Annotated in this window: 22 protein-coding genes, 2 pseudogenes and 1 riboswitch; of the genes and pseudogenes, 1 reads left to right on the forward strand and 23 read right to left on the reverse strand. The window is 48.9% G+C overall.

From position 1 onward, the window contains the following. Positions 1–142 precede the first annotated feature (142 nt). The 15 genes and pseudogenes from QMA09_RS05460 to QMA09_RS05530 form a co-directional block, all read right to left on the reverse strand. Positions 143–622: a flavodoxin domain-containing protein gene (locus QMA09_RS05460; protein WP_290212338.1), complete on the reverse strand. Its 480-nt coding sequence runs from the start codon at positions 620–622 to the stop codon at positions 143–145. After that, the gene (locus tag QMA09_RS05465; RefSeq protein ID WP_290212339.1) at positions 603–1,649 is read right to left on the reverse strand and encodes a ribonucleotide-diphosphate reductase subunit beta; all 1,047 of its coding nucleotides are present in this window, start codon (positions 1,647–1,649) and stop codon (positions 603–605) included. The genes QMA09_RS05460 and QMA09_RS05465 overlap by 20 nt, the downstream gene beginning before the upstream one ends. 12 nt (positions 1,650–1,661) lie before the next feature. After that, a pseudogene (locus QMA09_RS05470) lies at positions 1,662–2,591 on the reverse strand (ribonucleoside-diphosphate reductase subunit alpha); the annotation flags it as partial. 164 nt (positions 2,592–2,755) lie between these two features. Then, positions 2,756–3,481 carry a hypothetical protein gene (locus QMA09_RS05475; protein WP_290212340.1) on the reverse strand — a complete coding sequence of 242 codons (726 nt, stop codon included), beginning with the start codon at positions 3,479–3,481 and terminating at the stop codon, positions 2,756–2,758. A gap of 154 nt (positions 3,482–3,635) precedes the next feature. Next, positions 3,636–5,000 (reverse strand): annotated as a pseudogene (locus QMA09_RS05480) (ribonucleotide reductase N-terminal alpha domain-containing protein); the annotation flags it as partial. Between the two features lies 1 nt (position 5,001). Then, a complete protein-coding gene (locus QMA09_RS05485) occupies positions 5,002–5,487 on the reverse strand; it encodes an acyl-CoA thioesterase (protein WP_290212342.1) in 486 nt (161 codons plus the stop codon). 156 nt (positions 5,488–5,643) lie between these two features. Then, positions 5,644–5,824: riboswitch (cobalamin riboswitch) on the reverse strand. A gap of 120 nt (positions 5,825–5,944) precedes the next feature. Further along, positions 5,945–6,430 carry a GNAT family N-acetyltransferase gene (locus QMA09_RS05490; RefSeq protein ID WP_290212343.1) on the reverse strand — a complete coding sequence of 162 codons (486 nt, stop codon included), beginning with the start codon at positions 6,428–6,430 and terminating at the stop codon, positions 5,945–5,947. 14 nt (positions 6,431–6,444) lie between these two features. Beyond that, positions 6,445–7,155 (reverse strand): alpha/beta hydrolase, encoded by a 711-nt coding sequence (locus tag QMA09_RS05495; protein WP_290212344.1) that lies wholly within the window; start codon positions 7,153–7,155, stop codon positions 6,445–6,447. A gap of 5 nt (positions 7,156–7,160) precedes the next feature. Next, complete coding sequence (locus tag QMA09_RS05500; protein ID WP_290212345.1) at positions 7,161–7,907, reverse strand: class I SAM-dependent methyltransferase; 747 nt, start codon at positions 7,905–7,907, stop codon at positions 7,161–7,163. Then, positions 7,900–8,490 (reverse strand): cysteine hydrolase family protein, encoded by a 591-nt coding sequence (locus QMA09_RS05505; protein WP_290212406.1) that lies wholly within the window; start codon positions 8,488–8,490, stop codon positions 7,900–7,902. Before QMA09_RS05505 ends, QMA09_RS05500 begins: the two co-directional genes overlap by 8 nt. 130 nt (positions 8,491–8,620) lie before the next feature. Then, a complete protein-coding gene (locus QMA09_RS05510) occupies positions 8,621–9,097 on the reverse strand; it encodes a glutathione peroxidase (RefSeq protein WP_135502088.1) in 477 nt (158 codons plus the stop codon). Positions 9,098–9,112: 15 nt separating this feature from the next. Next, entirely contained in the window at positions 9,113–9,553 is a 441-nt protein-coding gene (locus QMA09_RS05515; RefSeq protein ID WP_290212346.1) for a MarR family winged helix-turn-helix transcriptional regulator, read from the reverse strand. A 20-nt stretch (positions 9,554–9,573) separates the two neighbouring features. Continuing rightward, the gene (locus QMA09_RS05520) at positions 9,574–9,996 is read right to left on the reverse strand and encodes an organic hydroperoxide resistance protein (RefSeq protein ID WP_290212347.1); all 423 of its coding nucleotides are present in this window, start codon (positions 9,994–9,996) and stop codon (positions 9,574–9,576) included. 143 nt (positions 9,997–10,139) lie between these two features. Next, positions 10,140–10,328 (reverse strand): DUF3934 family protein, encoded by a 189-nt coding sequence (locus QMA09_RS05525; RefSeq protein ID WP_175580278.1) that lies wholly within the window; start codon positions 10,326–10,328, stop codon positions 10,140–10,142. A gap of 87 nt (positions 10,329–10,415) precedes the next feature. Beyond that, positions 10,416–10,979, reverse strand: coding sequence for a GNAT family N-acetyltransferase (locus QMA09_RS05530; protein ID WP_135502094.1), 564 nt, complete (start codon positions 10,977–10,979; stop codon positions 10,416–10,418). 85 nt (positions 10,980–11,064) lie between these two features. Between QMA09_RS05530 and QMA09_RS05535 the strand changes: the two genes are divergently transcribed. Beyond that, positions 11,065–11,550 (forward strand): peptide ABC transporter substrate-binding protein, encoded by a 486-nt coding sequence (locus QMA09_RS05535; RefSeq protein WP_290212348.1) that lies wholly within the window; start codon positions 11,065–11,067, stop codon positions 11,548–11,550. 73 nt (positions 11,551–11,623) lie between these two features. Here QMA09_RS05535 and QMA09_RS05540 read toward each other — a convergent pair whose 3' ends face one another. The 8 genes from QMA09_RS05540 to QMA09_RS05575 all read right to left on the reverse strand — a co-directional run bounded on the left by QMA09_RS05540 (position 11,624) and on the right by QMA09_RS05575 (position 18,804). Continuing rightward, on the reverse strand, positions 11,624–12,178 hold the full coding sequence (locus QMA09_RS05540) for a methyltransferase family protein (protein ID WP_290212349.1): 555 nt from the start codon (positions 12,176–12,178) through the stop codon (positions 11,624–11,626). 228 nt (positions 12,179–12,406) lie between these two features. Continuing rightward, positions 12,407–14,059 (reverse strand): b(o/a)3-type cytochrome-c oxidase subunit 1, encoded by a 1,653-nt coding sequence (locus tag QMA09_RS05545; protein ID WP_290212350.1) that lies wholly within the window; start codon positions 14,057–14,059, stop codon positions 12,407–12,409. 1 nt (position 14,060) lies between these two features. Beyond that, positions 14,061–14,528, reverse strand: a complete 468-nt coding sequence (locus QMA09_RS05550; protein ID WP_135502108.1) for a cytochrome c oxidase subunit II — start codon at positions 14,526–14,528, stop codon at positions 14,061–14,063. Positions 14,529–14,575: 47 nt separating this feature from the next. Further along, positions 14,576–14,701: a cytochrome C oxidase subunit II gene (locus QMA09_RS05555; RefSeq protein ID WP_135502110.1), complete on the reverse strand. Its 126-nt coding sequence runs from the start codon at positions 14,699–14,701 to the stop codon at positions 14,576–14,578. A gap of 177 nt (positions 14,702–14,878) precedes the next feature. Beyond that, positions 14,879–15,487, reverse strand: a complete 609-nt coding sequence (locus QMA09_RS05560; RefSeq protein ID WP_175580279.1) for an NADPH-dependent FMN reductase — start codon at positions 15,485–15,487, stop codon at positions 14,879–14,881. A 17-nt stretch (positions 15,488–15,504) separates the two neighbouring features. Beyond that, positions 15,505–16,488 carry a ring-cleaving dioxygenase gene (locus QMA09_RS05565; protein ID WP_290212351.1) on the reverse strand — a complete coding sequence of 328 codons (984 nt, stop codon included), beginning with the start codon at positions 16,486–16,488 and terminating at the stop codon, positions 15,505–15,507. A gap of 225 nt (positions 16,489–16,713) precedes the next feature. Further along, positions 16,714–17,277, reverse strand: a complete 564-nt coding sequence (locus QMA09_RS05570) for an NADPH-dependent FMN reductase (RefSeq protein WP_290212352.1) — start codon at positions 17,275–17,277, stop codon at positions 16,714–16,716. A 294-nt stretch (positions 17,278–17,571) separates the two neighbouring features. Then, complete coding sequence (locus tag QMA09_RS05575; protein ID WP_290212353.1) at positions 17,572–18,804, reverse strand: MFS transporter; 1,233 nt, start codon at positions 18,802–18,804, stop codon at positions 17,572–17,574. Positions 18,805–18,902 lie beyond the last annotated feature (98 nt).

Consider the following 18,902-nt stretch of genomic DNA (forward strand, 5'->3'; position numbering starts at 1 on the left):
TATATCACCTATTCTAACAGTATTTTTCTGAATTTTTAGTTTTATCAATCGATCTTTTATTTTAATTAATTCTCCGAAGCCGAAAAAATCTACATCAAAAAAGTGCTTTCCGATTGAAAAGCACTTTTTTTGACATGATTATTTAATTCGTTGCGGTAAGCATCACTTTTTGCCAAGCAACTTCAATGCTTGCTGCCAATTTCTCGAAGCGTGGATAATCCAGATCTTGCGGCATCAGCTCCACTTTTAGCGTGGCCGCGAGTTCCGTATGGACAAAAAGCATGTCCCGGAAGCGGTCGACGGCGCCGCAGAATTCGGCGTAGCAGCTGTCGCCCGTACCGAACACCGCTGTCACCAGTTTTTTGTGGCCGAGTTCTTCAAAAGCCGTGAACAAGCCGCCCAGCTCTTTCGGAATCTCGCCGCTGCCCCATGTGTAGGTGCCGACGACAACCACGTCGTAACGGGAGAGTTCGGCAAGCGGAAAGTCGTTTATTGCAAAAATGCTTACAGGCACCTGCGTTTCACGGAAGATGTGCTGCAGGATTTCCGCTGCGGCTTTTGTGTTGCCGGTGGCCGACGCATAAACGATGGCGACCCGTGGTTTATAATTCGTCGAAGCCATTCGACTGCGACACTTTCGAGTAGGTCCGGGATTTCTGTTCGAAGAAATCGGATTTCGTGTCATTCATCATGCCGTCGCCGAAAACTTGGATCCACGGCATCGGGTTGTCGCGCTCGGCGTAAAGGTTATCGAGCCCTAGCTGGCGCAGGCGTTTATTGGCCAGGTATTCGACATAGCCTTCAAATTCGATAAGGTCGAGCCCTTCGATGTCAGCCAGGATGTAGCGCGCCCATTCCTTTTCGAGCTCGACCGCCGCTCCGACCGCTTCGTAGACGTAGGCGATGTTGTCGTCCGAATTCAGCTCCGGGTTTTCCGTCAACAAGATCCGGATAAATTGCGCGATGAAATAAGCGTGCTGCATCTCGTCGCGCTGGATATAGCTGATCATCGTGCTGGTCTTGAGCATTTTCTGCTGGCGCGCCAAATGGTAAAAGAACGCAAAGCCGGCGTAGAAATAGATGCCTTCCAAATTGATGGAATTGACGCTGAGGCGGAATAAATTCTGCGGCGTCGGGTCTTCACGGAACGCTTCATAAGCATCAAGGATCAATTCGTTGCGTTTGCGGACAATCGGATCGCTTTTCGCCTGGTCGAAGCGCGCATTTTGTTCGCTGATCGGCACGAGCGAACTCAAAATGTACGAATACGATTCGTTGTGGACTGCTTCCTGCTGGGAAATGACCGCAAAAATCGCTTTGAAGCTGGAATCGGTGACATAGTCCATGACCTGGCTCATCGTCGGCGTCTGCAGGCTGTCGAGCGACGCCAGTTGCGTGTTGATGCGCAGGAAGACGTCCTGTTCAGTCGCACTGAGCATATCCCATTGCTTGATGTCGTCCTGCATATTGATTTCCTGCGCTTTCCAGAAGTTCGACAAAAGTGTTTGGTACATATCGTACATTTGCGGATACGCGATATCGTTCCAATTGAGCAAACCGGACGATTGGCCGTTCAGGATGCCGGTGGATTTATTGGGCTGCTCGGGATTGAGCAGTTTGATCTTTTTCAGCGGTGTGTGGATCGTCATGGCGGTTCCTCCTTAGCTTTGGCAAGCTTCGCATTCTTCGATTTCTGCCTGTGACGTGCTGCGCACGTAATACGTTGTCTTCAGGTTTTGCTCCCACGCCTCGAAATGGAGGCCGAGCAGCTCTTTCGCTTTGATGGTATGCGGCACATAGAAATTAAAGCTGATCGACTGGTCGATGTGGCGCTGGCGGGCGGCGTTCTGGCGGATGCTCCATTTCTGGTCGAGCACGTGGCGCGAACGGCGATAATAATCGTAGGTGCGGTGGTCGAGATCCGGCGCCGTCACTTTGAATTTGAAATTCTTCTTTTCTTCGGCGTATTCGACGGCATAAAGCGGATCGATGCCATCGGTCGAGCCGCCGATTTTCGCGGTCGATGAATTCGGCGCAACCGCCATCATCCAGCCGTTGCGGACACCGTTTTGGGTGATGTCGCTTTGCAATTCAATCCAGCGGTCGCTGCTGTAATTTTTGCGTTCGAAATACTCCCCTGTCTGCCATTCCGAGCCTTCAAACTCGCGGTATGCGCCTTTTTCCTTGGCGAGTTCCATCGAAGAACGGATGGTGTGGTAGGCGATTTCTTCATACAGCTTATCCGCGAATGCGACGGCTTCTTCCGTTTCCCAGTGGATGCCTTCGAGGGCCAAAAGGTGATGCCATCCGAAAGTTCCATTTCCTACCGCGCGGTATTTCTTATTTGTCGCCTCGGCCTGCCCGACGGAAATCGTGTTCAAGTCGATGACGTTGTCGAGCATGCGCAGCTGCACCGGAATCAGCCGCTCCAGCACGTCCGCTTTCACCGCCCGAGGCAAATTGATCGACGACAAATTGCAGACGACAAAATCGCCCGGCTTGCGGATCATTACAAGATTGCCGTCTTCATCGGTGTATTCTTTCGTAATGGTTGTAGCTGACATATTTTGCATAATTTCTGTCCTTTTATTCAACTGAGTTCGCTAAACTCAATTCGCATCCATGATGCAGCTGCATGTCGCCATGCAGAGTAGACTATATCATCACCCTTTAATAGGGTGCCCACCGTTTCGGACCGCTTGGCCCTACTCTACTCGCTTCCGCATAATGCGTGCTTTCGATAGTCGTTCGGCATTTACTCTTTAATAATGAAGTGATCAGGAAAGTTTTTAGAGTACATTCGGTTTCTCATGCTATGGGTGGAAATTCCATGAGCCTTAGCAGCTTTTGCAATACTTTCGTAAAGAGTATCTCCAACTTGGCATTTATAAGCGTTCTTTAAATTAGTACTACGATCTGCTTTTGCATAGAGCCTTTTGTAAGTAGGAAAATACTCTGAGCCTAATCGATAATAAAGCGTTGTAGTTTTAATATTTAAGAGTTTGGCCGCTTCCCTACCTGATGAGTACTCTACATTGTCAATCATTACTGCTCTGGAATTTGCTTTTTTAACAGAATCAATCATTTTTTGGCTTTTAGTTTTGCCATACTGATGATTCTTTATACCAGACATCTGTAGAACTCTTTGCACTCTTATTGACTCCTTGTTAGGATTCGTTGTGAAAACATCTCCACCAATAGAAGTGAATTTGACATTGTAATACTCAGGAGATTCTACTGCTTTATAAAATAAAATGTAGTATTCCTCCAATGCATTGAGTTCTTCAGGTGAGTTGGCTTCTGCAAGTATGGCTCTAGTAAAGTTCTCCAACCCATATTTTTTTATAGCTCGTTTAAGATAAAGACCTGATCCCATATAAGTTTCCCAATTATTTTTCCGTCCATATATGCACTTTCCAATATACTTCATATTGTTAATTTGATTTGTTGTAACGTATATAAAGCCAAAAGGATTAACCATATGATCACCTCATTTGGTTTTTCCCTTATTATGCTCTATTACTTTTCAACCTTCAAAATTAAAGAGATTTAGCACGGGATTGACTTCTCTATAAGTGTTTCCCCGTTTAGATGGGTTTTCGACAGCCATTACTGACTGAAGGTGCTAAGAATTAACACAAATTACTGCAGTAAATCGACGTCAGCCCCTTGCCGCGCAAATGCTTATTGGGATTCTGGCGGTTGACTTCGTCGCGGTAGAACATATACGGCGTGCCGGTTTCGAGCTGCGACACCATGATGCGCGCCATGATGTCCATCGCCCGGTACGTTTTCCGCGGCAATAACGGATGGGCAGCCGCTTCTTCGTATTTCTCGGTGAAATGCTTCACATCGGCCTCGTCGTAAAAATCCTCCAGCCCGAGCGCATTCCCAGCCCCGTCTTGCCAGCCCATCGTCTGCTTCACTTGATGCGGGCAGAATGTATGCCATTCACCGGTGCTGCGGCCTTGCTCATCGGTTTCCTTCAATTTTTCCATGAACAAATCCGGAATCGCGACACCTGTGAAAATATCATGCGCTTTCCGGCGCTCATCGCCGTTATTCGTTTTCAAGTCCAAAAAGCCGTTCATGATGTCTTTGTGGAACACATCCAGGTAAATCGCCACAGCCCCCTGGCGCTGGCCCAGCTGGTCGACGCTCACTGCTGTGTCGTTGACAAGCCGGATCCACGGAATGACGCCGGAAGAATTGCCTTTGAATTTTTTTATATCAGACCCCATTGCCCGCACCTTGCCGTAATAAACGCCGATGCCGCCTCCGTCCTTGCTGAGGCGCGCGATGTCCCAGTTATTCAGGTAAATGCCATCGAGTGAATCATCTACCGTATCGATAAAGCACGACGACAGCTGGCCAAAGCTCTTGCCGGCATTCGACAGCGTCGGTGTCGCCACCGTCATGTACAAGTTGCTCATCGCCCAATACGCTTCTTTAACAAGCGACATGCGTTTTTCTTTCGGCTCGTTCTGCATCAGCGCCATCGCGATGACCATAAAGCGTTCCTGTGGCAGTTCAAACACCGCGCCTTCGTAATCCTTCGCCAAATAACGGTCTGCCAGCAGGAATAAGCCGATATACGTAAATAACAAATCCCGCTCCGCATCGATTTCGCTGCCGAGCAAGCTGATTTCCTCCTGCGCATAGCTTTCCAGCAGATCGCCGGAATAAATGCCGATTTCCGTCAAGTGGCGGATCAAGCCATAAAAATCGCCGTATTTCGAAGACGCGTCGTAGCTTCGGCTGGCAGCGGCCGCTTCGTATAAGTCATTCAAGTATAAATGGGCCGCGACAAACGTCCAATCCGGTTCCTCCATCGAGATGCGGTCCAATGCATAGCCGATCGCCTGCTCTTTTCTCGCTTTCGCATTGCCCAGCGCCGTGAGTTTGCCGGCAAGCTCCCCGGTCTGCAGTCCGAACTTCTCCTGTGCACGTTCCAGCGCCGTTAAAACGCCTTCCAATCCTGTATCTTCTATGATTTTCATATCAGCACAACTCCTTCGCAAATTCGTTGATTTTCATGCGCCGCTCTTTGCGTTCCTGAGCGCTTTGGAACAATTGCTTTTCGCTGTCGGTTTCCGGCACGACGCCTTCAACCGGAGACGGTTTGCCGTTTTCGTCGACGGCGACCATCGTCAGGATCGCGGTCGTTGTCAAGGTTTTCGTGCGGTTTTTCACGCTCTGGCATTCGGCTTTGACGTAGACTTCCATCGACGTCCGGCCCGTTGAGACGACGACGCCTTCAAGCAGCAAGATGTCGCCGACACGGGCGGATGACAGGAAGTTGACGGTGTCGATGGATGCGGTCACGACGGCTTTGCCGCTGTGCTTCATCGCGGTGATCGCCGCGATTTCATCGATATAGCTGAGCACCGCGCCGCCGAAAATCGTGCCCATGTGGTTTGTGTCGGGCGGCAGCACCAGCCGGGTCTGAATCGTCCTCGATATGTTTGCTGCAATGTGTTTTGCCATGCGGATTGCCTCCAAACTTCAATTTACCAAATAAAAAAACCCATCCTCTCAGGGAGAGGATGGGTTTGTAAACGCAGAATAATCTTCGGAACAGCAGAAAAAGCCGGCTGCATCGCGCAGAGTACCTTCGTTACCCTTCCCAGCTCCCGGAGAAGATCTTAACTGATAACAATGGCAGGTCTCCTGGCTCGTGCGTCATCCTCCGCTATGTCCTTCCCGTCCGTTGGACAGTGGATTGCCATAGCTTGCGTCAGCACTTACAGTTGCGGGTACAGCTCCGGTTTTTCATCGGATTCCCTTTTAAGCCTTTTCAGGCACCATTCTTATTGGCGTTACCATATATGGTGTTTATATGTATACAATATACTAAATATCGTATGTTCAAACTATAAACCACTTTGTTTCCTTTTACAAGCTCCGTTTTCACGGCGCCATCTGGCCTTCTAGAACACTGACGTTACGTAAATATTCTCTGGTCATGATGCTCCATGACAATAAATTCAGCGAAATCCGTGCTGAACTTCCGCGTTTCCACAAAGCCGAATTTTTTGTAAAGGTGGATTGCCCGCGCATTGAATTCCGCTACGGTCAACCGAAGGCAAAGCTCCGGATGTTCGCTTTGGATAACGGATGCCGCGTAGCCGAAGAATCGCTGGCCATTGCCCTGCCCCGTCAATTCAGGATGCATGCCGAGTCCGATATCGATGAATCCTTCGGGATAAATGCCCGCAGCGATGCCTTTTGGAACTTGGGCAGCTCTTCCGGCACAGAGGAAGCCGACTAATTCTCCGTTCCCGTAGACTGCTTCATAAGAACCGTCTAAAAGTTCGCTAAGCGAGTCTTCGCTTGCCTCGTTATCGTAGAAATCGTAAGGCTCTTCATAGCTCCAGCCCAATATTTCCGCTGCAGTTGCTTTGTCCATCTTCTGTTTTGTGAATTGCATATGAATCCCTCTCTTTATGTAAATTCCTGCAGCCAATCCAGCACGGCCTCCTCCATCTCACCGGTAAATCGATGGCCTGTTCCTTCAAAAATTTTGCTGTCGGCTTGTTGATGCTGAAACTCTTCGGTCAAATGCCTGTAATAAGCTGCGTGTCCTTCGAGCGGCACTGTCCGGTCCAGTTCCCCGTTGATCAGCAGCACAGCTCCTTTGCCCGGACGCACTTCCATGGGATCGAAACCTTTCAGCAACATTGCCGTTTGCTCATCCATCGGTGAGCGGTCTTGGCGTTCGCGGAATATCTGTTCCGTCAGTACGAATGCGCCGGAACCATTGATACTCGCAAAACCTGCAATGCGCGGATGGCGTGCAAAAATGCCGGCAGCGATAAAACCACCCATCGAGCTGCCGATCAGAACGATTTCAGTTTCCGGCACGCCAAGAACTTTCTGCAGCGTTCCGAATTCTTCAATGCTTTCTGTGATGGCTTTCCAGAAATACGTCTGGACCGTTTCCATTTCAAACGGATTTTTCACCGGTTTTCTTGTATCGTTGTAGACGATTTCCGGCACCGCCACACGGAAGCCCTGCTCGACCAAAATTCCCGCAAAAGCTTGATAGCTCTCAACTCTTCCGCCCCAGCCGTGGTACAAAACCACCGTCTTCCAGGGTTCTGAAGCTGGCTCTGCCAGATGGTAAATCAATTCGCCAGCCATGATTCTTTTCATTTCTCCTACTCCTTTTTATACGCTTTTAACAAAAACCGCTTGGAATTGGTGCGGATGCCTTTTGAAGTTTGATTCTGCAAGATGAATTTGTTGAACGTTTCCATGTCTTGCGGCTCTTCCCCGAAATTCGGGATGATCGGCGTATGCTGCAGCAGAAACAGCAAGTCTTCCGGCTCCTGGTAATATTCAACAGCATCGTAGTCATCGCTTTCAATGCCTGAAAACCCAACTTCTTCTAATTCTTTTATGTATCGTTCCTTCAGCATTCCGTCCCGTTGCCCGAACGCTTGCCCACGGCCGAATGCCTGTTTCAAATTTTCTTTGTCCCCTTCGCTTACTTGCTGGCTCAGGAATATGCCGCCTGCTTTCAGCACGCGTGCTGCTTCAGCGGCATTATACGGGCAATGGCGGCTGGTGGCCATATCAAAAAAGCCTTCCGGAAAATGGAGGCTTTCCGCTGCCATTTGCAAAAAACGCACATTCCGGCAGTTCGCCTTTTCCCCATTGGAACGCGCGGTTTCCACCATCGCTTCGGACAAATCGATTCCGACGACCAAAGCACAAGATTCCGCCAGCCTCATCACATTTTCTCCTCCACCGGTCCCGATATCGAGAACGATGCTGCCGGGTGCCGAATAGTTGGCAGCTTCCCGGTAAAAATCCCAAGCCGCGCCTTCCGACTCGCTTTTTAGCGTGCTGAAATCCCAGCCGTTCGCTTTTCCAAGCTTCTCATAAAATCGCTGTTCATCCACGCGCTTCTTCCTCCTGTTCGGCCGCAGCCCAATCCGCCGGCAACAGCTTCTCGGTTGTCACCACTTCCGCAAACTCCTCGTGCAGCGTTGCCAAAGTCAAGGCGTGGACCGTTTCGGCATCGTAGCGGATGCCGTCCGGACCAGTCAATGCAAAAGCCGCCGTGGCATCGGACACCAAATACGTCCGGAAGCCCAAATTGCCGCTCATCCGGGTTGTCGTCGAAACGCAATGGGGCGTCGTCAATCCGGCAATGACCACGGTATCGATCCCGTTGCTGCGCAAATATTCTTCCAGTCGGGTGCCGATGAAGGCACTGTTTACCGTTTTCTCCATCACCGTTTCATCGGCTTCCGGCTGCAGTGCTTCGATTAGCTCAAAGCTTTCCTTTTCCGGATAAAACAGCGAGTCCGGATCTGCCGAACGGTGCTGGATGTGCACGACACTGCCGCCTTTTTGCCTCCAAAGAAGCAAGAGCTTTGCCATGTTCTTTTCCGCGTCCGGATTATTGCGCTCGCCCCATTTCGGATCGGCGAAAGCCTTTTGGACATCCACAATGACCAATGCGCTATTCGTGAGTTCCATGAAATCCCTCCTGAAATTGCCATTTACTAGTGTTTCTTCTTTTGTCTTCAAAATCCCTTTTTCATGCGCAAGTTCTTCTTTTATTGGCATAATAAAACCGCCAATCCGTGTGGAATTGGCGGTGCTCTTCTTATTTATTCAAAATCTTGCGGATATCATCTTCGAACGTTTCCGGCTTGTCTTTTGGCGCATAGCGCTTGACGATATTGCCTTCACGATCGACCAGGAATTTTGTGAAATTCCATTTGATGCCGCTGCCCAGAAACCCTTTTGTGTTGTCCGTCAGGTATTTGAACAGCGGATGCGCATCGGTGCCATTGACCTTGATAATCTCGTGCATCGGGAACGTCACGCCGTAAGTCATGCGGCACGACTGTTCCGCTTCTTCCGCTTCGCCGAGCTCCTGCCCGAATTGGTCGGACGGGAAACCAAGCACCACGAGCCCTTCCTCGCTGTAATTCTTATACAGCTGCTCCAGGCTGTCGAATTGGCCGCGCAAGCCGCATTTCGTTGCGGTGTTGACGATCAGCATCGCCTTGCCTTCGTATTCGGCGAGCTTGTGCGCTTCGCCGCTCGCATCCGTCACTTCGATATCGTAAATCCCCATCGTCGATCGCTCCTTCTAAAGATCCATTTCGTTGAAAAATGCGTTCAATTCTTTCAAGTTTTTCATCAATGCGATGGCATTGACGTCTTCAAGGAAATGGCAGCTCACCAGTTTGTCGGCAACTGCCGCTTCTATCGGCTTGTTATTGTCTTTCGCTTTTTCAGTCAATGAAATGATGAAGGCGCGCTTGTCTTGCGTCGACTGCTCTTTCAAAAGCCAGCCGTTTTCAAGCATGCGGCTGATTGTCGGATTGAGCGTGCCGATCCCCAAGCCGAGCCGCCCACCGATGTCTTTCGTCAGCAGCCGGTCTTCGTCCCATAAGACGAGAAGCACCAAGTATTGGGTGAACGTCAGCCCGAAAGGATCCAGGACGCGCGCATACATTTTCGTAAAATTGCTGGACGCCTTATACACTTCAAAGCATAATTGCTGTTCTAATTTCGATGGTTTATCCATATATCCACCCCATGCTTTTCTTATAGAATAATGATTTCAACGTCGATCGAGTCTTTGATGGCTTTCGAATACGGGCAGGTCTGGTGGGCTTTTTCCACGTAAAGCTCTTTTTGTGCTTCATCCAGGCCGGTAATGTCCACTTCGAGTTTAGCTGCCAGCTTGACGCCGCCGTTCTCCTTGTCGCCAAGAAGCGAAATTGTCGCTTTCACTTCGGTTTTTTCCACTTCCACTTTCGCTTGTTCCAGCACCAATTCAAGCGCGCTGTTGAAGCATGCACTATAGCCCGCCGCGAATAATTGTTCCGGATTTGTTGCAGTCGTCGCTGTTCCACCTAGTGCTGCGGGCTTGGCCACGTCCATGAAGAAGATGTTGTCCTCTGAGTATACCTCACCTTGTCTGCCGCCTGTGTTGATAATCGTCGTTTCGTATAATACTTTTGCCATTTCTTTTCGCCTCCAAATTTATATCGCTTACGATGTACATTAAACTATATCGTGAGCGATGTAAAATGATAAGGCTTGCTGATTCTAAAAAAATAAAAAAAGGCATAGCGGAATTTCCCCGATATGCCTCGATCTATGCCGGCTTAGCCGTCAATCCATTCTGACGGTCCGCTTTTATTGGTGCTGTCGGCCTTCGCCACTTCAGCTTGCTTGTTTTGCTTACTCTTATAAGGCTTGTTGCTTTTGGCTTTGTTGGCGCCTTTTTCCCAGCGCGTCCAGCCTTTTTTGCCGGTGCCTCTGCCAGTACCGCTTTTTGCTTTATCTTTGCTCATGTTTATCACTCCCGTACTTTCCCGCAGCCGTGCGAGGGAATTCCCCTTATCATAACAGGTTCAGGCGGTTTCTACACCCCTCCGCTTTTAAAATGAGCCCCGAAGCCCATTCTTTTGCAGATACTGGAGGAAGTCCGCTTTCGCGAAGACATTCAAAACACATGGCTGCTTTTCCTTCTTTTCAAGGGCGTGATGTTCTTCGGGAAACTCCTTTTCCACTCCAAGGCGGATGAACGGCAGTTTCGCCTGTGCTTTCTGCGAACGCACATTGACCTCCCGCGCACCGGCAAACACATAGTCCAACCCCAGTTCTTCAAAGGCGATGCGCAGGATTTCGATTTTGGACGCTTCGTTATAGCCTTGCCCCCAATAATCATGGCCGATCCAAGTGCCGATGTGGCAGGACTTCTTGCTGTGGTCGATGAACATCAAATCGGTTAGCCCGATCAAGTTTCCGTGTCCATCCAAAATCACACGCGGCACCGTTACGCCTTCCCGCTCTTGCTGCATCGCTTGTCGGACGAATTGCCTGGTGTCTTCAACGGTGCCGTCCGGCAAACCCAGCGCTTCTTTTACCGGCGGTGCCGAAGACATCCGGTAAATGTCCTCGCAGAAATCCAGCTTGTGCGGCACCAGCGTAACTTTTTTCATACACGTTCCTCCACATTTAAATGATTAGGGAATAATTGTAACTTTATTACCACTCTACCGTCTATAGAAGAAAAGGGGGAATTGTATGAAAACTTTTCTGGCCGCAACCGTGTTGATTTCCTGCTTTGCACTGTTTGGCTGCGGGCAAAGGGAAGGCACGGCGGAACATTTGGAGGGCGCTTATCTCCTGGCGCTCAAGCTGATGATTGAAACCGATCCGGCACTGAACCAATCGATGGATTACATAGCAGTGGACATGGAGACGCTCACGGAATTGGATGCTGGAGACAAAAAAGGCATCTTGCGTTCACTGGAAACGAAATACGGGGTCAAGGCCATGGATGCTTCGTTCGAGGAATTGAAGGCACAAGGCTTGTATGACGAAGAATCGGGAAGCCTGGATGGAATCCTCTTGACCTTCGAAGAAATGGAATACAATTTTAATGGCTCGGTCACCTTCACCGGCGCTAAAATGAAGTCGGGATTGGGGGCCGCCGGAGTCCAAAGCACACTGGAATTCGACGGCAGCCGTTGGAAAATACAAGAATCGAAGCAGACATGGGTCAGTTGACGGCCCGCAAAAAGAGCCGGCCCCGATATGAGGGTCCGGCTCTCCTATTCTGCTTTTGCTGCCCCGCGCTCTTTTAATAAAGATAAGGAATCAGCCGCGCACGCTGCTTCATCCACTGTGTATAATCTTCGCCAAACTTTTCGACTAACAGCGCTTCTTCATAATCCATGCGCTTTACTAACGCCCATGCCACAGCCGCTCCGCCTACAACTGCCGCAATGATGCTGGTGAAATACAGCGCCATGCCCAGCGTGATAAAAAACAGGCCGGTATACAAAGGGTGGCGCAGCCTGCGGTATGGCCCGCTGCTGACGATCTGGTCGCCTTCCCGAACTGTGACGTAACGGGTAAACTGGTTTTTCAAATGGACAATCCCCCACATCCGCAAAAACACGCCCGCGGCAAAAAACAGCGCGCCCGTTCCTTTCATCCACTCCGCGAAACCGGCGCCCTGCAGCTCCTGCAGCAGCATCGCGAGTCCGATTGTGCCAGCGAGTGCTGTGAAAATCAGGAAAAACGAACGCTTTTCCAACGGATCGCTCGCTCCGGCGCTGCGGTTGCGGAAAAACACGAATTCCCCGATCCATACCAAACTGACAGCAACAAAAATCCAATCAATGAACGTCATATCCCATGCCCCTTACTTTCTGCCTCTTTGTTTAAAATATATAGAAACTTCGGATCCAATACAAACTGCAGCCCTTTCGTATAAAAGAAAACAGGCTTTCTTCCCCAGCAAAAGGAAAGAAAGCCTGTCTTTTATTCGTCAGTCGTTGATAAATCAACCAGCATCGCGGTGAACACGATGAAAATCGCCATTAATGATAATACCATGGTGAACATTGCCCTCAACTCCTTACCAAGTTATGAATCCTTTAGAACCAGGAGGTGCATTTTGAATCATGTCGCCGATCGGGATTGCATACGCGATAAAGATAAGCGCAAATGCAATGCCGACCCAAATCGCCCAATTCTCCAAAAACTTCGGCGTGTGTTCTTTATCGCTTTCCGCTAACGGGAACTCGACGAAATCTTCGGGCCGTTCCGCTTTCGGCGACAGGAACATCGTCATGATGACGATATACATCAAGATCATCGCCGACAAGAACAGAATGCTGCCGCCGACTGCCATTGTGACGTGGCTTGTCAGGATGCCATCGAACCATTCCAGTGCAGAAGGATGATTATTGTACCCTGCATAAGCGGTGCGCCGGGGCGCCCCGAGCAGCCCCAGAATATGCTGCGACGTCGACATCAGCAGCATGCCAATCGTCCAAGTGATGATTTGGACGAATCCAAGACGCTGCATCGACTTCGTGAACTGGCGCCCAGTCAAGTAGGGAATCAGCCAGAACGTCAAGCCCATGAACGTCATCGCCACCGGTGTACCGACGGTGATGTGGAAATGGCCGACAATCCACAGCGTGTTGTGGACGACTTCATTGAGCTGGAAGCTTGCATTGATAATGCCGCCGGCGCCGCCGGGAATGAAGAATGCCATCGCGATGAAAATCGACGTGAAACGGACATCTTTCCAAGGCAGCATGCGGAACCAGCCGAACAAGCCGACGGCGCCTTTTTTGCGCCCTGAAATTTCAAAGTTCGCAAACATCGTGAATGCTGTCATCAAGGACGGCACGATGACCATGAATGTCAGAACAACTTGAAGGAATTTCCAGAAGTTCGAAATCCCTGGCTCAGTCAACTGATGGTGGAAGCCGACCGGAATGGAGAAAAGGATGAACAAAACGAATGACAGACGCGCCAGGGAATCACTGAATACTTTGACGCCAAGCAATTTCGGCACGATCAAATACCATGCCATATACGCCGGCAATAGCCAGAAATACACAAGCGGGTGGCCAAAATACCAGAACAATGAGCGGCTGAGTTCGACGTTGATCGTATCCGTCCAGCCAAATGCCCAAGGAATGTATTGGAACAACACGGTCGCTACGACGCCTAAGCAGGCGATGAGCCACATAACGATAGTTGTAATGGTCATGAATGCGAACAGCGGGCTCAAGTGCCCTTTGTTTTTGCGGCGCCATGCCATGTAATGGCCGATCAGCGCAAAGCTGCTGATCCAAGTTCCGATGATAAAGAGCGCCAACCCTACATAAAACCAGCCGCTAGCTTTAAGCGGTGCGTAGAATGTATAAAGCACAGAAGCTTTGCCGGAAACGATCATCACGGTCGCCATGACCGTACCCAGCAGGGTCACCCAAAAGCCGACCCATGAGTACAAGCGCACTTTCGGTCCGAATGTGCCGATGCTTTTGCTCATGCCTGTTGTAAAGAAGGCAAAAATGAAGAATGTCGTAAATATAAGTGCTAATAATACGCCGTGGGCGGTCAAGATTTGATAATAATCCAGCCAAGCTGGCAATTGCAATGCATCATTGCGGATAAACACCTGCAGCAGTCCAGCCAATGTCCCGATCAGGAAGGCCGCGTAAGCGACGCCGATATTTGCCAATGCGATTTTTCTGTCTTTTACAGCAATCATCTTAATACACCTCTATTTCACTGGACATCATGTGATGGCCCGTACCGCAGTATTCGTTGCAAAGAATCAAATACTTGCCAGGCTTCTCAAATGTGTAGGATTTCGTCGTAATTTGGCCAGGAACGACCATCATATTGACTTTTGTGTTATCAATTGTAAAACTGTGGACCACGTCTGTGCTGGTCACTTTGAAAATGATTTCTTTGCCGGCTGGCACTTTCATCTCCGGTGCGTTATAGCCGAAAGCCATCGCTACGATTGTCACTTGATAGGTATCATCATCCAGCTGAGAAACGCCTGGATTATCAAATGGCGCTGTTTCATTCACTTTTTCCGGGTCGATCGTATCCATCCCGCCTGACGGGGTGTGGTCATGGGAAAAGGCGCTGACGCCGACGACGCTCAAAAATACAATGAGCGAAGCAATCCCGAAAACAAGCCAAATCTTTTCGTACTTATGTAAATGCATATCCATCTTCTCCTTTTTTCATCCGTTTATGCTGCATGTCCTGCAGCTTATCTTGCCACGTACATCATGTAGACTACGACCCACATTACTACAATAATGACGCCTACGAAAAACACACTCACCAATGTCCCTTTTAAATTCACGCCTTGATGTTCATCGTATTTCTTGCTCATCCGCTCTCACCTCTTGTATTTATCTCTTGCTTCCAGATTAAGGCTTTGCTTCCGAAGACATTGTGATAAATGTCACACCTGTATCATTTTTTAGGTGCATTTTCATATTTTGGACAAAAAAACAAGCTGATCCGGATGGGATCAGCTTGTTTTGCAGGAATAGAGGATTGATTTATATTATTGGCGAACCGTTTTCAATGCCTTCGACCACGGGATAACCTGGTCCAGCATTTGGTTGACTGAATCTGCCTGCACCGGAGCCGCTTTCAGTTCAGCGCCGTTTTCAAAGTCCGTGAATAAAGATAGAGCCGGGTGGACGCGGACATCCGCTACTGACAATTCACCCAGGATGCCGCGCAAATGTTCTGCAGCGCGCGCTCCGCCAACCGAACCGTATGAAACGATGCCGGCTGCTTTGTTGTTCCATTCTACGCGCAAATAATCCAATGCATTTTTCAGGGAACCTGTAATGGAATGGTTATACTCCTGCGCGATAAAAACAAAGCCGTCCTGTGCCGCAACAGCTTCGGACCATCCCGCAGCGCCGGAAGCGTCTCCGCCATTTTCGCCGAGCAGCGGCAATTTATAATCAGCGATGTCGATGATCGTGTAGTTCGCATCTCCGCGTTTGTCAGCCAATTCTTTTACCCAATCCCCTACTTGCGGGCTTAAGCGGCCTTCGCGTGTCGAGCCTAAGATGATGCCGATGTTCAATGGTGTCATTGTTATTTCCTCCTTTGGTTGTTCAGTTTGCTGTGTTCCGAATAATTTATTTAGAAATCCCATTTTATCGATTTTCTCCCTTACAAATATTCTTTATCGATTTTGCGTGTGCTGCGTACCGTATCGATCGGACGCACCATTTTTTCAATCGCTTCGCGTTTTCCTTCGAGGAATGGCGGCAAGGATAATTTTTCACCCATCGTTTCATACGGCTCGTCGCCCATGAAGCCCGGTCCGTCTGTCGCCCATTCGAAAAGGATGCCTTGTGCCACACGTGCGTAAAGTGATTCGAAGAAGAAACGGTCCACATAGCCCGATGTGTTGAATCCTAATGTTTGCATGCGGTCGATCCATTCTTTCAAAACATCGGTATCCGCTACCCGGAATGCCGCATGGTGGACAGTGCCAAAGCCTTGGCGGCCAGCCGGCAGCAATTTATTGTGCTCAACGATCACTTGCGCGCCATTGCCGCCTTCGCCTACCTCGAACAGGTGCAGCGATCCTTCTTTAGCGATTTCCCGCATCAGCAGCGCTTTTTCCAATACTTCTTTCAATTGTTCGAATTCCGCAATGCGGATGTGGATCGGACCCAGCCCAGTGATTGCGAATTCAAGCGGCACCGGGCCGTTTTGCCACGGCGTTCCAGCTGCGACGCCTTCGTTGTGTTCGTCAGAAATCAGCATGTATTGCTGATCGTCGAAATCCGAGAACGAAATGGTTTGTTTGCCGAAAACTTCCTGGATGCCTTTATGTTTCACTTCGTATTTATCAAAACGCTTGACCCAGTAAGCCAAAGCTTCGTCAGTCGGGACGCGGAACGCTGTTTTGTAAATTTCGTTCGTGCCATGCGTGCCTTTCGGGATGCCGGGAAAATCGAAAAACGTCATATCGGTGCCAGCTGAACCCTTGTCATCCGAGAAAAACAAATGGTAGGTCTGGATATCATCTTGGTTCACTGTTTTCTTGACCAGGCGCATGCCCAGTACATAGGTGAAAAACTCGTAGTTCTTTTCGGCACTGCTCGTGATGGCCGTTACGTGGTGGATTCCTTTTAATTCATTCATGAAAATCTCTCCTTTAAATAAAGTATGGGTTAATATCTCGAATTCGAGATATATGATTAAAAAAATTTGAGCCCAAATCAGTGGCTGGAAAAGTGAATCGTACTTGCGAATAAATTATCTTTAATTCGAGATAATAATACCATGCATTTTTTAAACCGTCAACAACTTGATTTCAAAATCAAAAAAGAAGATTCCCGACATCAGGAATCTTCTTTTGGTCACTTCTTATTTATTGCGCAGCGGCTGCAAGGCATTTGTCCATGCATTGACTTGATCCAACATGACGCCGACCGACTTTTCATGGACTGCTGCCGGTTTGAACTCGTGCATATCGACAAAATCAGTGAATAACGACATCGCCGGATGTGTGCGCACACTCGCCACCTGCAATTCAGCCAGAATGATCCGCAGCGACTCCGCCGCGCGGACACCGCCCGCTGAACCGTAGCTGACAATGCCGGCTGCTTTATTGTTCCATTCCACATACAAATAATCGATGGCATTTTTCAACGCTGACGTTACGCCATGGTTGTATTCGGGGGTAATGAACACATAGCCGTCCAGCTCCGTGATTTTCTTTGCCCACGGAATGGCTTCAGGTGTTTTGTAATCCTGGCTGTACGCAGCCGAAATCGGTTCCGCATACATCGGTAAATTGAATTCCTTCAAATCCACTATTTCGTACTCTGCGTCTCCGCGCTTGTCTGCAATTCCCTTGACCCATTCCGCCACTTGCAAGCTATTGCGCCCAGGCCGTGTACTGCCAGTAATAATGCCGATTTTCGTCATAAAACTGATTCCTCCTCAAATTGTGATCATGCTTCGATTTCGAGACTTTCACTCTTTGATGCACTTTTATCATAATTGAAAGAGTGGAGGGGTTCAAACGAAAAGACTGAATAGTACGAAAGTGAAGAGTAGCTTCTTTTCTAGTTTTGAACATTTTAATAGGGATTCAACAAAACCCCAAGAATGCTTCTGCATTCTTGGGGAAAATGAAACGGTGAGTTTAGAAAAAGACTTGCCGTAAAACATTGAAAAGGTGATCAACCGCTCCATCTTCTTCTATATAAATAAAAAATTCTATACTTCAAAGCCTTCTTCCGCTTCCGAACCGGCGAAATCTTCTTTCGCATCCATGCGGTAGCTGATAAACGCCAAGCCCGAAGCGATCAGCGCACTCAAGCCGCCGACCCATGACAGGTGGACATAGCCGCCGTTCGCGACCACGTATCCGCCAAGTGTCGCACCCAACGCAATGCCGATATTAACCGCAACCGGCGTTAAGGATGACGCGAAATCTTTCGCTCCCGGTGAATACACCGTCGCCAAGTTCATCAAATACATTTGGATCGTTGCATTCATTGCATAAATCATGACTGCCATGGCCATCAGGCTGACGAGCCCGGCAAACGTGGATCCCATTGTAAAGTACAAAGAGCCTAAAATAACCGCTTGGACAATAAATACATAGCGAAGCTTGCTTACGCCGTTCTGGCTGGCGATTTTTCCGGCCAGCACATTGCTGAAGATTGAAAATGCGCCGTATGCCAATAAAATCACGCTCACATAGCCCGTCGCAATCCCCAAGCCTTCTTCAAGAATCGGTGTGATATACGTATAAATCGTATACGTTCCGGCAATTGAAAATGTCGGGATAAAGAATGCCAGAATCATCCGCGGATTGCCCAGCAAGCTCAGCTGTTCCTTGGCCGATCCTTTTTGCACTTTCAGTTTTCTCGGCAGGATAAAAATCGCCATGATCAAACTGATGATTCCTAAAAGTGTCGTGAACCAAAACGTCAGCTGCCAATTGCCCAGCTGTCCGATTAATGTGCCTAAAGGGACGCCGATGACATTGGAAATCGTGAAGCCGGCAAAAATCAGCGCAATGATGGGACCCTTCTTGCTTTCCGGCATGATGTCGCTGGCAATGCTCATCGACAGAGCAACCAATACACCACTGACGACAGCCGTAATAACCCGGGAAAAGATCAAAAGCTCATAAGTGCTCGATAACGCGCTGATGGTATTGCCGATAATGAACAAAGAAATCAGCGTCAGCATCAGCGGATATTTCGGGAAGCGGCTGACGTAGACTGTTACAATCGGCGTACCGATCGCATAAGCAATGGCGAAGCCGGATACCAAAGTGCCCGCCACGGCAAGGCTGATCGTTAAATCTGATGACACTTCCGTCAGCAAACCGACGATGACAAATTCACTCGTCCCCATGACAAACGTCAAAAGGGTTAACGTAAATGCTAAAATTTTCTGTTTCGTGCTCAATGATTCTTTTTTTACTGCTGTGTCCATGAAAAACTCACTCCTATTTCTTCTTTGAATCTTATGGATGAATATCATATAGATATATCTAAAAATCTCGATATTGGAAATCAAAAAAAGACACCGCG

The sequence above is a fragment of the Planococcus sp. APC 3906 genome (genome assembly GCF_030407685.1).
Classification (GTDB): domain Bacteria; phylum Bacillota; class Bacilli; order Bacillales_A; family Planococcaceae; genus Planococcus; species Planococcus koreensis.

What these genes read in the sequence shown, in the direction of transcription:
- QMA09_RS05530 (WP_135502094.1), bottom strand. Translation starts at nt 10,979, where the DNA reads ATGAAAAAAGTTACGCTGGTGCCGCACAAGCTGGATTTCTGCGAGGAC.
- QMA09_RS05515 (WP_290212346.1), bottom strand. Translation starts at nt 9,553, where the DNA reads ATGGATAAACCATCGAAATTAGAACAGCAATTATGCTTTGAAGTGTAT.
- QMA09_RS05550 (WP_135502108.1), bottom strand. Translation starts at nt 14,528, where the DNA reads ATGCATTTACATAAGTACGAAAAGATTTGGCTTGTTTTCGGGATTGCT.
- QMA09_RS05460 (WP_290212338.1), bottom strand. Translation starts at nt 622, where the DNA reads ATGGCTTCGACGAATTATAAACCACGGGTCGCCATCGTTTATGCGTCG.
- QMA09_RS05475 (WP_290212340.1), bottom strand. Translation starts at nt 3,481, where the DNA reads ATGGTTAATCCTTTTGGCTTTATATACGTTACAACAAATCAAATTAAC.
- QMA09_RS05495 (WP_290212344.1), bottom strand. Translation starts at nt 7,155, where the DNA reads ATGAAAAGAATCATGGCTGGCGAATTGATTTACCATCTGGCAGAGCCA.
- QMA09_RS05465 (WP_290212339.1), bottom strand. Translation starts at nt 1,649, where the DNA reads ATGACGATCCACACACCGCTGAAAAAGATCAAACTGCTCAATCCCGAG.
- QMA09_RS05555 (WP_135502110.1), bottom strand. Translation starts at nt 14,701, where the DNA reads ATGAGCAAGAAATACGATGAACATCAAGGCGTGAATTTAAAAGGGACA.
- QMA09_RS05535 (WP_290212348.1), top strand. Translation starts at nt 11,065, where the DNA reads ATGAAAACTTTTCTGGCCGCAACCGTGTTGATTTCCTGCTTTGCACTG.
- QMA09_RS05520 (WP_290212347.1), bottom strand. Translation starts at nt 9,996, where the DNA reads ATGGCAAAAGTATTATACGAAACGACGATTATCAACACAGGCGGCAGA.
- QMA09_RS05545 (WP_290212350.1), bottom strand. Translation starts at nt 14,059, where the DNA reads ATGATTGCTGTAAAAGACAGAAAAATCGCATTGGCAAATATCGGCGTC.
- QMA09_RS05485 (WP_290212342.1), bottom strand. Translation starts at nt 5,487, where the DNA reads ATGGCAAAACACATTGCAGCAAACATATCGAGGACGATTCAGACCCGG.
- QMA09_RS05505 (WP_290212406.1), bottom strand. Translation starts at nt 8,490, where the DNA reads ATGGAACTCACGAATAGCGCATTGGTCATTGTGGATGTCCAAAAGGCT.
- QMA09_RS05540 (WP_290212349.1), bottom strand. Translation starts at nt 12,178, where the DNA reads ATGACGTTCATTGATTGGATTTTTGTTGCTGTCAGTTTGGTATGGATC.
- QMA09_RS05560 (WP_175580279.1), bottom strand. Translation starts at nt 15,487, where the DNA reads ATGGGATTTCTAAATAAATTATTCGGAACACAGCAAACTGAACAACCA.
- QMA09_RS05575 (WP_290212353.1), bottom strand. Translation starts at nt 18,804, where the DNA reads ATGGACACAGCAGTAAAAAAAGAATCATTGAGCACGAAACAGAAAATT.
- QMA09_RS05490 (WP_290212343.1), bottom strand. Translation starts at nt 6,430, where the DNA reads ATGCAATTCACAAAACAGAAGATGGACAAAGCAACTGCAGCGGAAATA.
- QMA09_RS05570 (WP_290212352.1), bottom strand. Translation starts at nt 17,277, where the DNA reads ATGACGAAAATCGGCATTATTACTGGCAGTACACGGCCTGGGCGCAAT.
- QMA09_RS05525 (WP_175580278.1), bottom strand. Translation starts at nt 10,328, where the DNA reads ATGAGCAAAGATAAAGCAAAAAGCGGTACTGGCAGAGGCACCGGCAAA.
- QMA09_RS05565 (WP_290212351.1), bottom strand. Translation starts at nt 16,488, where the DNA reads ATGAATGAATTAAAAGGAATCCACCACGTAACGGCCATCACGAGCAGT.
- QMA09_RS05510 (WP_135502088.1), bottom strand. Translation starts at nt 9,097, where the DNA reads ATGGGGATTTACGATATCGAAGTGACGGATGCGAGCGGCGAAGCGCAC.